This window comes from Paenibacillus wynnii, from assembly GCF_030812855.1.
Lineage (GTDB): Bacteria > Bacillota > Bacilli > Paenibacillales > Paenibacillaceae > Paenibacillus_AQ > Paenibacillus_AQ wynnii_A.
On sequence record NZ_JAUSTK010000042.1, the window covers coordinates 1 to 11,992 of the forward strand.

The 11,992-nt window shown below is 44.6% G+C and carries 13 protein-coding genes and 1 riboswitch; of the genes, 11 read left to right on the forward strand and 2 right to left on the reverse strand.

What is annotated here, in order from left to right:
• Nucleotides 1-239: 239 nt before the first annotated feature.
• Nucleotides 240-680 carry a pyridoxamine 5'-phosphate oxidase family protein gene (locus tag J2T20_RS24055; RefSeq protein ID WP_307592294.1) on the reverse strand — a complete coding sequence of 147 codons (441 nt, stop codon included), beginning with the start codon at nucleotides 678-680 and terminating at the stop codon, nucleotides 240-242.
• A gap of 118 nt (nucleotides 681-798) precedes the next feature.
• Here J2T20_RS24055 and J2T20_RS24060 point away from each other — a divergent pair, with 118 nt between their 5' ends.
• From J2T20_RS24060 to J2T20_RS24110, 11 genes are all read left to right on the forward strand, one after another.
• Entirely contained in the window at nucleotides 799-2,010 is a 1,212-nt protein-coding gene (locus J2T20_RS24060; RefSeq protein WP_307592296.1) for an MFS transporter, read from the forward strand.
• 73 nt (nucleotides 2,011-2,083) lie between these two features.
• Nucleotides 2,084-3,526, forward strand: a complete 1,443-nt coding sequence (locus tag J2T20_RS24065; RefSeq protein WP_307592298.1) for a hypothetical protein — start codon at nucleotides 2,084-2,086, stop codon at nucleotides 3,524-3,526.
• Nucleotides 3,527-3,554: 28 nt separating this feature from the next.
• Nucleotides 3,555-3,665, forward strand: a riboswitch (TPP riboswitch).
• 160 nt (nucleotides 3,666-3,825) lie between these two features.
• Nucleotides 3,826-4,863: an ABC transporter substrate-binding protein gene (locus J2T20_RS24070; RefSeq protein WP_307592300.1), complete on the forward strand. Its 1,038-nt coding sequence runs from the start codon at nucleotides 3,826-3,828 to the stop codon at nucleotides 4,861-4,863.
• A 231-nt stretch (nucleotides 4,864-5,094) separates the two neighbouring features.
• A complete protein-coding gene (locus J2T20_RS24075) occupies nucleotides 5,095-5,388 on the forward strand; it encodes a thiamine-binding protein (protein ID WP_307592302.1) in 294 nt (97 codons plus the stop codon).
• Entirely contained in the window at nucleotides 5,385-6,146 is a 762-nt protein-coding gene (locus J2T20_RS24080; RefSeq protein WP_307592304.1) for an ABC transporter permease, read from the forward strand. Before J2T20_RS24075 ends, J2T20_RS24080 begins: the two co-directional genes overlap by 4 nt.
• 17 nt (nucleotides 6,147-6,163) lie before the next feature.
• Nucleotides 6,164-7,009, forward strand: a complete 846-nt coding sequence (locus J2T20_RS24085) for an ABC transporter ATP-binding protein (RefSeq protein WP_307592306.1) — start codon at nucleotides 6,164-6,166, stop codon at nucleotides 7,007-7,009.
• A 105-nt stretch (nucleotides 7,010-7,114) separates the two neighbouring features.
• Nucleotides 7,115-8,275, forward strand: coding sequence for a trans-sulfuration enzyme family protein (locus J2T20_RS24090; RefSeq protein ID WP_307592308.1), 1,161 nt, complete (start codon nucleotides 7,115-7,117; stop codon nucleotides 8,273-8,275).
• Nucleotides 8,276-8,377: 102 nt separating this feature from the next.
• The gene (locus J2T20_RS24095) at nucleotides 8,378-9,115 is read left to right on the forward strand and encodes a glycosyltransferase (RefSeq protein ID WP_307592310.1); all 738 of its coding nucleotides are present in this window, start codon (nucleotides 8,378-8,380) and stop codon (nucleotides 9,113-9,115) included.
• A 3-nt stretch (nucleotides 9,116-9,118) separates the two neighbouring features.
• Nucleotides 9,119-9,835, forward strand: a complete 717-nt coding sequence (locus J2T20_RS24100; RefSeq protein ID WP_307592312.1) for a glycosyltransferase family 2 protein — start codon at nucleotides 9,119-9,121, stop codon at nucleotides 9,833-9,835.
• Nucleotides 9,836-10,093: 258 nt separating this feature from the next.
• A complete protein-coding gene (locus J2T20_RS24105) occupies nucleotides 10,094-10,636 on the forward strand; it encodes a PadR family transcriptional regulator (RefSeq protein ID WP_307592314.1) in 543 nt (180 codons plus the stop codon).
• Nucleotides 10,633-11,451, forward strand: coding sequence for an SDR family oxidoreductase (locus J2T20_RS24110; protein WP_307592315.1), 819 nt, complete (start codon nucleotides 10,633-10,635; stop codon nucleotides 11,449-11,451). Before J2T20_RS24105 ends, J2T20_RS24110 begins: the two co-directional genes overlap by 4 nt.
• Before the next feature lie 85 nt (nucleotides 11,452-11,536).
• Here J2T20_RS24110 and J2T20_RS24115 read toward each other — a convergent pair whose 3' ends face one another.
• Complete coding sequence (locus J2T20_RS24115) at nucleotides 11,537-11,926, reverse strand: hypothetical protein (RefSeq protein ID WP_307592317.1); 390 nt, start codon at nucleotides 11,924-11,926, stop codon at nucleotides 11,537-11,539.
• Between the last annotated feature and the right edge of the window lie 66 nt (nucleotides 11,927-11,992).

Here is an 11,992-nt window from a genome sequence, read left to right on the forward strand (position 1 = left end):
ATCCAAAAAACACAACTGTAAAATTATTACTTTTTTAGTTTTTCGATTTCGTGTAAGGTTCTATGCATGTCTAGTGCAGAAAGTGCAATTAAAGTTCATCCTAAGCGGATTTCAAGGTAAATAAGTGTATAAAGTACACTTAAACTAACATCTCAAACTAATTAATTAGTCTTATTCACAAAAATGAGGCTATCCCAGCAGCCATTTGTATGGCTTTTGGGACAGCCTCTTTTCTCTTGTTATTTACCTGTATTTACAGCCTGCTTTTCCCATACCCCATTCTCTTTATTCTTACCTGTATACTCTATACGGGTAGGTGTTAGTTCAAGAATTACATAGTCAGGATCATCCGGTCCTTCAAACCACTTCTCTAACTCCTTGCTCCACACCTTGGAACGCAAGCTCTCATCTTTAGTCACTTCTACAGTAGCCTCAATTTCTAATAAGTCCTTGCTTCCGCCCTCCTCAAAGCCGAGCAAAAGACAAGCATTGGGGTTATCCTTCAATTCTACAACCTTATGCGTCTTCCGGCTGGTAGCCAAATAAATGGTCAATCCGTCATGAAATACAGCCATATAACGCACTTTTGGTTTATTTCCGGCTTCAATGGTGCCCAAGGAGCCATATTTATTCTCATCCAGCGCCTTGATAATCTTCTTCTCGAGATCTTTAGTATCCATCGTCAAAATATCTCCCTTCAGCATGTAGATATAAAATTATATATCCACACTCACAGTTTGGACTTATCATAAATACGGTATTCATATTCCATAAACTACCCCTACAAGGAGCTCCCCCATGAAAAAACTGATTTGGATCGGCTGTCTTTCCTATTTCGTTATCGGATTGGCTCATGTTGTACTCGGTTCTATACTTCCCGTATTGCTAAAATCTTATGATCAAAATTACAGTGCCGGCGGCGAGCTGATTTTCAGCCAATTCTCCGGCTTTCTTGCCGGTGTTATGGTCTCCCCGCTTCTCAATCGACGCCTCGGGAAACGCGGCAGCATTCTAATTGCAACAGGATTATTACTGGTAGCTGAAGTTGCTTATTTTTCCCTTCCCCCTTGGGGCTGGATGTATGTAATCGCTGTGGCCGCAGGCTTTGGCTTCGGTATGATTGAAGCTGTTATCGGCACGATCATTATTGCAGCCATAACCGAAGGAACCGCTGTTGCTATGAGCCGTCTCGAGGTTTTGTTCGGTGTCGGGGCTCTCGTTATGCCCCTGATCGCCAGTCCGCTCATTGCCGCAGGCTGGTGGAGATTATCCTTCCTTATCGTGGCAGGCTTCACTCTGGTTTCGCTGATATTTTGGGGAAGGGGCCATTTCGGCAGCTTGCAATCGGTGCTTGATGAACGGGCTCCACGCCGTGACAAGACGAAGGCACTTTCAGATAAACCCAACAAGCCGCTACCCTACTCAGGTAAACAGTGGGGCATCCTTGGACTGTTTATTGTATTTTTCTTTCTATATGTAGGTACTGAAATGAGTCTGGTCAATTTCATGCCTGCGATCTTTATTGCCAAGCTTGGCATGAGCGAATCCTCCGCGGCGCTGACCGTAACCTTCTTCTGGTTAGCGATGTCGACAGGTAGATTATTTGCAGGCATCCTTGCTGAGAAAATCTCTTACCGTGTTTACGTTCTGGGCAGCTGCTTTCTCACCCTTCTGCTTCTTATAGCGTTCCCATTTGCGGATCACCGCTTTGGAGCATTCGCTGTAATCTTGCTTCTAGGGCTGTTTATGTCCGGCATTTTCTCCATAGCTCTAGTGTTCTCCAGCAAGCTTCTTCCGGGTGCCGAAGAGACAACCCCAAGTATTATGATTGCAGCCGGAGGGATTGGCGGCGCTTTACTGCCACTGCTTATGGGCTGGGCCATGGATCATCTGGAGGTAGCTAAAGTGGCCGGTCTTCTTACTGCTTTTGCCGCTGTGTTGTTTCTGCTTAGCCTTGCCGCTTGGAAAGTCCGCATAGAACACCCCGACCGCAAAAGCCAAGTCCACTGAGTATGATCAATGAGCCACTTTTCGGGTAAGTTAGGATTATATTGATATCTTAACCAAAAGTGGGGAATAGACCATGGATTTGCTGTCACCCGAGCCTGTTGTACAAAAAGCTCTTCTGCAATTTATTTTTCCGTTCTCCATCAAGCAAGGAGCGTCCCAAGAGCTTGGACAACAGCTGGTGAGAGATGGCTTCACTCGCTTTTATCTGGATAATAAAGAGCTCGAGGACGCCTACTACGGAGAAGGCTACTGTGTATCCCATGAAAACATGGAACGGGTCTATCTACCCTTTGCCACCCATGTATTGTTCCCAAAGAAGGAGGACAAAGATTCCTTCCATCGCTTTTCCCGGGTGAATGGACTGGACTGCATACTGGAAATGCCGCTATACAACCTTCCTTTTCGGATATTATCCACGGATGTGTTCCTTTGTCCCTTTCAGTTGGGCTTCGTAACGATTCGGGTTGATCTTGGCTCGCAGAAGCTCCCATTCAGTCTGGCACTGGAGTTTGCAGACCGATTCCGTACGTTGGAGGATGTATCCAAGAAAGATTCCCATACACACATTCATCATAATGGCCGCGTGTTCGAACAGGTAGAGGATTTCGTGTTCAGTGAGCTGGTACCCGGTCTTCGTGCCTGTCTGGATTCCTCGGAACTGAGCGGAGCCTACTTTGAGACCTTGCCTTATTTTGTAGATGAGCGGATGCTTGTACAGGCCTTTTACCAATTTGAAGAAGATTCCGAGATTGATATCAACCTCCGGTATAAAGCCTCTCAACTGGATGGCATCAATTCCAAAGGACAACCTCATAAGAGTGCCAGTGATCCCACCTACATCGACAATTATTGCAGCACCCACTCCTATAACCGATGGGGACCGAACACTTATTACATGACCAACGAGCAAACCTTCTGCTGTCTTACGCGGGAGGGATCAGACCTTTCCACCAGTCTTGCCAACGAGATGTACGGAGAATATTATTATGGGCTGTTATTGAGTATTTTCCACAAAATCGTACTGCTCAAGCTGGCTAATATACATTCACGGCTGCGGATCGATAACGATTACGAGCAAATTGAGAATCTGATCTATTCCATTAACCGCTTCTCGGCTAAATTTTATTTCCTGGAGCTTATTTCACAATCACAAGGGCGGGAGATCTTCTTTCAGCTGCGGAAAGTATATGGCAATGACGCTCTGTTCGTGGAGGTGAAGCAGACACTCGATGACCTGTTCCAGTATCAGGATAAGTTTCAGTCCAAACGGCGGGATAATCTGCTTATGATTCTCACGGTATATACAGTGATCAGCGGAATCTATGGTATGAATCAGGTCATTGAAGATCTCAAGGGTCAGATTGAGTGGGGTAAAATGCTGGAATATTCTCCTTTTGAATATCTTGCCTTGTTTTTAGCAATGACCGGTATTGTAGTAAGTCTCATGCTTACAGTGCGGGCATTGTGGGGAAGAATTCAGGATCGCCGCAAGAAAAGGTTCCATCTTGAAGATTAATCGTCTATAATACACCGTAACCCGCTAACTTTATAAGCAGGGGTGCTGGAATTGGCCGGCTGAGATTGTATCCCACAAGATACTGACCCTTATACCTGATCTGGATAATGCCAGCGTAGGAAACGCCATAAGTCTTGGTTCCTGTAACCATAACTAATTCAAGCGCCTGCCGCGTCCCGATGATCGGGGCGCTTTTTTGGTATTCCGGATTGTTCGATTTGTACGGTAAGACGGGAATATATCAGGAGATTTCAGGCATAGCCTGACGTTTCCGCACATTCAAAGGAGAGAAACAGAAAATGGGAGTCAAAAAAGTACTAATGTTGTGCCTTACCTGCATGCTGGTTATTGCTATTGCCGGATGCGGCAGTAATAACGGAAACACAGGTGCTACCCCGGAAGCAACTGCTGCTGCTACGGATGCACCCAAGACGCTCACCAAAATTAAGGTTGCCCTCGACTGGACGCCGAATACGAATCATACCGGACTTTATGCAGCCAAGGATCTTGGCTTTTATACTGAAGAAGGTCTGGATGTAGAGATAGTACAGCCGGGCGCTGCAGGTGCTGATACTATGGTTGCCTCCGGTGAAGCGGCTTTTGGGATTAGCGCTCAAGAGGCATTAACATTAGCTCGTCTTCAAGGGGTGCCACTGGTCTCCATTGCTGCCATCATTCAGCATAATACATCCGGCTTTGCGGCTCCGAAGGACCGCAATATCAAGACCCCCAAAGATTTCGAGGGCAAAACCTATGGAGGCTGGGGCTCTCCTGCCGAGGAAGCGGCCATGAAAGCGATCATGGATCCTGAAGGCGGCGATGTAAAGAAAGTAAAAATCGTCAATATTGGAGAAGCTGATTATTTCACAGCCGTTAAACGTGATATTGATTTTGCCTGGATATTCTATGCTTGGACCGGGATTGAAGCCGAGCTGCGCGGAGAGCCGCTGGATATGCAGTATCTGAAAGACTATGCACCGCAGCTGGATTATTACACCCCTGTGCTTACCACAAGTGAGAAAGCGATCGCCGAGAATCCTGAGCTGGTGAAGGCATTCTTGAAGGCTACGTCGAAAGGATATCAATATGCCATCGACAAACCGGAAGAAGCTGCTGCCATCCTAACCAAAGCTGTACCTGACTTAGATGCCAAGCTGGTTCTTGCCAGTCAGAAATGGCTCAGCCCGAAATATACGGAAGATGCTGCCCGTTGGGGAGAGCAAAAGGCTGAAGTGTGGAAAAACTACGCAGACTGGATGTATGGTCTGAAGCTGCTCGATAAGCCGCTGGATACTACCAAAGCATTTACAAATGATTTTTTACCGGACGGTCTGTAAAATCTTACAATAAAATAAACAATAGGAAAGTAGGAACGAAGGGGAATTTTGGAACTGTAGGAGGGTTAGCGACCGCCTTTGTCTCCGGATTTACACCGCTAGTAGGCGGAACAAAATCAAATAAATCTGGAGACAACAGCGGCCGGAAGTCCAACATTCACCGTAGTGAAGACCGACCCTTTTTGCGAAATATTTAGTTTATTTTACTTCAAATTGAAAGGATGATTTTACATGGCAAATAGCCTATTAAGCATTCAAGTGATCCCTAAAACACCGAACAACGAGGATTCCATCCCCTATGTGGACAAGGCTATCGAGGTTATTCAGCAATCCGGTGTTAAGCATCAGGTGAATCCGCTGGATACGACCATGGAAGGGGAACTTACAGAGCTGCTCGAGATCGTCCGCCAGATGCATGAAGCGTTGGTTGAGGCAGGCAGCCCAAGCGTGATTTCGCAGATCAAGATCGCTCATAACCCGAACGGAATCAGCATGGACAAGCTGACAGAGAAATATCGGCCGTGAGATCAACCTGGAAGCAAATATGGCCGCCACTTGTGGCGGTCGTCTTCTTTTTAGCCGCATGGCAGTTGTCCGTGTCACTCTTTCATATTGAAGCGTGGATTCTGCCGAGTCCGACAGATATCGCCCGGGAGTCTTCCAGCAACGCTGCAGGAATTGGGGATCATACGATTGCAACACTTCGCCTTACTTTGATCGGCTTTCCCATTGGAACGGCGGTAGGGCTGATAGTTGCTTTATTGCTGCATCTGCTGCCTTGGGCCAAACGTGCTTTGTATCCGCTGCTTATCTTAAGTCAGAATGTCCCTTCCATCGCACTTGCACCGCTGCTCGTCATCTGGTTTGGCTTTGGCTTGCTGCCGAAGATTGTCCTCATTACCTTAGTTTGTTTCTTTCCTATTGCTGTCGCTACGATGAGTGGACTCTCCCAAAGTGACCGAATGATGATGAATTATATGAAAATGGCGGGCGCAAGCAAGTGGCAGATATTCACTAAGCTGGAGCTCCCTTCATCCTTGCCTTCACTATTCTCCGGTTTGAAAATATCCGCCACCTATGCCGTTATGGGGGCCGTGGTCGCAGAGTGGATCGGTGCGGATAAAGGCATAGGGTATTATATGCTCCTGCAGAAATCAGCCTATCGTACAGACCGGGTGTTCGTCGCTATTGCTATCATCGTACTACTCAGCCTGGTGCTGTTCGCAATTATTGCGCTGCTGGAGAGATGGCTTGTACGCTGGAAACCCCGCCGCAACTCATAGAAAGGAAGGTGTGTCCGATGTCCGAAGTGACACAGGTTCCCCACAGAAATATTGAGAAATCAAGTCCTACACTTAGTCGCACAGCGCCTCCTGCTCTTGAAGTTAGCGGCATCTCCAAATCCTTCTCTCACCGCCGCCGCGAGACAGAAGTACTCCATAAAGTTTCACTCCAAGTGGAGCAGCAGGAGTTTGTATCTATTGTCGGCCCCTCAGGCTGCGGAAAAAGCACCTTATTCCATATTATCGGCGGTCTGGAGTCGCCCGATGCCGGAACAGTAAGCATGAACGGAAAAATCGTTACGGGACAGCGCGGAAAGATCAGCTATATGCCGCAGCAGCCTGCCCTATTTCCTTGGCGAACCATCGAGGATAACGTACTTCTCGCCAGTGAGATTACAGGGGAGGTCGGGGAACAGGCTCGGGAGGAAGCCCGGCAATGGCTTGCCAAGGTCGGATTGAGCGGGTTCGAACGGTCTTACCCGCATATGCTGTCCGGCGGAATGCAGCAACGGGCCGCCTTCCTTCGCGCACTATTGGCCCCGCAAGAGCTGATGCTGCTGGATGAACCTTTCAGTGCGCTGGATGCGCTCACCCGCAGTGAAATGCAGCGGTGGCTGCTGGAATTATGGGAGGAGAATCGCCGCTCCGTATTATTCATCACGCATAATATTGAAGAAGCGCTGCTTCTCTCCAACCGTATCTATGTCTTTTCGGGACGTCCCGGCTCCATATTGCACACCGTAGATATCCCCTTCCCGCGTCCGCGCCGTGAAGAGATCACCGATTCTCCTGAATTTATCAGGTTAAAAAGGCAGTTGTCTCAGTGGATGCGCGAGGAGCAGGCCAAAAGGACGCTCACCTAAAACCTAAATCCCCCCTTAGTGATGCAATACACAGAATATTTACGGACCCGGTAGTGGAAACTATATCAGTATCCGTAAAAATTCTTCTAAACGGGGTGATCCAACATGGGGTATACCGAAGATGAACTAATCTGTTATCAATTTGAGGATAAAGAGCATCGTTTTCTCAGGGCTGCTGCTCCCCCCATATACGAGACTGCCCCCTTTTTTTTCGACACCTACGAAGAGTATGCCGAAGCAGCCAACCATGAGAAAGAGCATTATGTATATTGGCGGGGAACCAATCCGACCGTTCAGATCGCGGAAAAAATGCTTGCCGCGCTGGAAGGGGGAGACGCCTGTAAATGCTTCGCCTCGGGTATGGCTGCCGTTAGTGCGGCGTTAATGAGCAGTTTGTCTTCAGGTGATCATATGATTCTAATTGGTCATGTTTATGAATCCTCCATTGCCCTCGTCAAGTACCTAGCCAAGTTCAATGTGCAGTATACGATTGTTCATTCCATGGAAATTGAACAGGTTCAGGCGGCCGTAAAGAAGAATACGAAGGCCATTCTTATGGAATCACCAACCTCTTTTATCTTCGAAGTCGTTAATATAACTGCTGTTACGGAGCTGGCACAGGCAAAAGGTATCCGCACCATAATGGATAACTCTTGGGCTACCCCACTGTATCTGAAACCCTTGGCATTTGGTGTAGACATCGTTGTTCACTCCGCATCCAAGTATCTGGGGGGTCATAATGATCTAGTCGGCGGAGCTGTTATTGCTTCCAATGAGATTATCGACCGGATGTATTTGGAGGAATACGAGCTGATTGGCGCTTCGTTGGCGCCTTTTGAGGCTTGGCTGTTAATTCGGGGTCTTCGGACGCTCCCCCTTCGCATGGAGGCACACCAGCGGAATGGTCTGGAAGTTGCCCGTTTTTTATCAGAGCATCCAGCCGTATCCAAAGTAAATCACCCCGGTCTACCCTCCCATCCCCACTATGAATTGGCCCGCAAGCAGCTAAAAGGATATTCCGGTTTATTCAGCTTTGAATTGAGAGATGCCGGCTATGAGGAGATTCGTTCTACGCTCAATAAACTCCGTATGATCCGAATCGGTGTATCCTGGGGCGCAATGGAAAGCCAGATCATTTCCCCTAATTACGGCTATAATCAATCAGAATTAAAAGACCAGCATATCCCCGAGTCTCTGATCCGCCTTGCCGTAGGCCTTGAACCGTCCGCTTTGTTAATTCAGGATTTGGAGACCGCTTTAAGCTAAAATTCCGCATGTACAAGTGTGGATTGCCGTGACCCTATCCTATCTAAAACATATTGTAATATGAGACTTTTCTCGAAAAAACTCATATGAGGGGTTGGTTAAATGAATGCTGCACCCTATAGCTCAGCAGCCCTACAAGGTGTATCTATTATCACTTGTACGAATCGTCAAAACTATTTAGTCAACCTGTTTCAGAATTACAACAGACAACGTTACGCGAAGAAAGAACTCATCATTATTATCAATAACAACAAAATCCCGCTCTTACCCTATCAAAAATTAGCTGAAAAATATAAAAATATAAAAATATTTCGCAAACCTGAACATCATTCTCTTGGGGCATGTCTAAATTACGCCGTAAAGAAAACCAAATACAGCTATATCGCCAAATTTGATGACGACGATTATTACGCTCCCAACTATTTGACCAACAGCTTGCAATCCTTTAAAAGAACTAACGCGGATATCATCGGAAAACGGGCTCATTATATGTATTTACGCGGATCAAAGACTCTTATCCTCCGTTTTCCGCAGGATGAGAATCGATTCGTTACTAGACTTCCGGGTGCTACGCTTATCATTAAACGAGATGTATTTGACCATGTTGGATTTCCTAATCAAAATGTGGGTGAAGACGATCTTTTTTGCATGAGAAGTAAGAAGAAGGGGTACAAGGTATATTCTGCAGATAAATATAATTTTGTCGCCATACGTAGAAAAAACTCCTCGAAACATACATGGATTATCAGCGATAAACAACTTATCTCCAATCATAAAGTAGTTCCCAATATTAAAAATTATAAGAAATTTGTGCAGAAAAGCTCAAAGGGCGTCCATTGATTTATGAAAACAGACCGATTTCATGCCCCGAATGCTATTTCTATTGTTACTTGTACGAAACGTCCCGACTGTCTAAATACACTATTTGAAAATTATCAAAGACAGAATTACAAGAATAAAGAGCTTATTGTCATTCTTAATAAGAACAGCTTGAAAATGAGCGATTATATTACCGCAGCCAAAAAATATACCAACGTAAGGATTTATAGAATGCCTGAAAAGGCTTCACTCGGGCGATGCTTAAATTATGGAGTGCAGATATCGAATTACAGCTACATTGCAAAATTTGACGATGATGATTACTACTCGACGAATTATTTAACCGACAGTATGCGCACCCTTCGTAAAACAAACGCTGATATCGTAGGAAAACGGGCCCATTATATGAGTCTATCCGATAAAAAACTACTTTTGCTCCGTTATAGCAGCATGGAAAATAAATACGTTTCTATCCTCCAAGGAGCGACCCTCCTAGTCCGTAAGCACGTATTCGATCAGATTTCTTTTCCCAATCGAAACAGGGGTGAATGCGTTAAGTTTTGCTCCGATTGCATAGCACATGGCTTTAAAATTTTCTCTGGAAGTAGATACAACTTTGCTGCGATCCGCAGAAAAAACTCAAAAGATCACACCTGGATCATTAGCTACAAAAAACTCCTAGCGAAGAATGTTAAAGTGCTGAAGATGGAAAATTTCAAGAAGTATGTAAGTCGGAGATGAGTTTTTGCTATTTCTTTTGAAAAGGATACTATAACGGGGTGCAAAATTTGCATCTCTTTTTATATTTAAGGAATATTACGAATCATTGTGCCCCGCTAATCTCTTTCCTCTCTTTGCTTCGCAATTTACTACGAAAATAGGGCGAAGCTATACATATCCTCTGCGTTTATACTTTTATTATATTGACATGATATATATCGGTCTGATATATTATGGTCGTGATATACAAATATTTCTAAACTCCAAGGAGGGCAAATTTTGAACAGTCAGGATGTTATTTTAGGCATGCTTATGAAAGAAGCGTTGACTGGATACGAAATAAAACAGTTACTGGAAAATGTATTCTCTAATTTCTATAGTTCTAGTTATGGAACGATTTACCCCACACTTGCCCGAATGGAAAAGGCCGGATTGATAACTAAGGAAATTGTGCTCCAGGACGGTAAGCCTAACAAGAATCTTTTAAACATAACGCCTAAAGGCAGAGATAGTTTTAACGCCTATTTACTAGCCCCACTAGAAGGAGACAGTATTAAGAAATCTGATTTTATGATGAGGCTTTATTTTGGTGAATTCGTCGGGTATGACAAGGTGATTATTTGGTTGAAACAAGCCCAAGAGGAATCGCACACAAAATTAGATCAATTACTTGAGCAGTATTCGCTTTTTAAAGATGAAATGCACCCAGCACAGATCATCTGCATCCAAATTGGGATAGAAGAATATAAAGCTAAACTTAAAACCATTGCCGAGGGATTGGTAAGTTTGGAACAGTTATTGCAAAAGGAGGAATTGTTATGAAAACCATTTTTATCACGGGTGCTTCATCGGGCATTGGGAGAGCCACAGTAAACCATTTTGCTGAAAGAGGATGGAATGTAGTAGCCACGATGCGTTCACCTGAACAAGAAACTGAATTCATAACAATTGATAATGTGTTGGTACTAAGGCTTGATGTGGAGAAAGAAGATACTATTCAAACTGCCTTAGCAGAAGCCATTCAGCGGTTTGGTAAAATTGATGTTCTTCTCAATAATGCTGGATATGGAACCATGGGTCTGATAGAAGTAGCTACGGATGAGCAGATTAGGAGACAATTTGAAGTGAATGTTTTTGGTCTTATCCATATGACTAAAGCCATGTTGCCACATTTTAGATCTAATCAAGAAGGTATGCTGATTAATATCTCTTCTATGGGAGGGAAAGTAACTTTTCCTACGATGTCTCTGTATCATTCATCTAAATTTGCGGTAGAAGGTTTTTCTGAATCGGTATCTTATGAATTAGCATCACAAAACATCAAAGTAAAGTTGATTGAACCAGGTGCTATTAATACGGACTTTGGCGGAAGATCGATGGAGTTCTTTTTTAATGATGCATTAGAGGACTATAAGCCGTTTACTACTGCATTTTTGGGTAAACTGGGTGAGATGGAGAAACAGCCATCCTATGCTTCGCCTCCAGAGATTGTTGCTGAAACCATATATCAAGCGGCCACAGACGGTACAAGTCAATTCCGATATGTAGTCGGAGAAGATGCAAAGATGCTCATCCATATGAAAGAAAATACGAATGAAGAAGAGTATCTAACTAATATAGCTCAGCATTTTTCTTGAAAAGAGGGGAATTTAAAGGGCACTCCTCTGAGTGCCCTTATCTGTTAATAACAAATTACATCAATTATTAGTTAAGCTTGAGAGCTTATTTCTCATTTAAAAAATTGTTCAACTCACAATCGATGAAATATTCCTTGTAGAGCACATCGCCACTTTCTGGGAAATAAGGCACTTCAATCGTTTGAGCACCGGAAGTAACGTTTTTAAAAATAAGGAGTCCCTCCGGACCTTTTTCCAAAGCAACCTGAGCAGCGCCTTTTCTATCGGATGCGTTTATTTTATCGACAATCTTCTTAAGGACGTCCGGATTATCCACTGTTATGATTGGGTTGCCGGGGTTATGGATATCGGAGTCTATTTCCAACTGGCTGAATGCTTGCTCAACTAAAAGTGAAGATGGATCACTGTTTTCTTTGTTGCTACAAGATAGTATAGATCCCGTGCCAAGGATGAGGATAATTAAGAGTTTCCACATAACTTCATCTCCTTATTATTAAAGACGTCATTAGGAAAATAAAGTTACATAGGACGGTTCACCGTG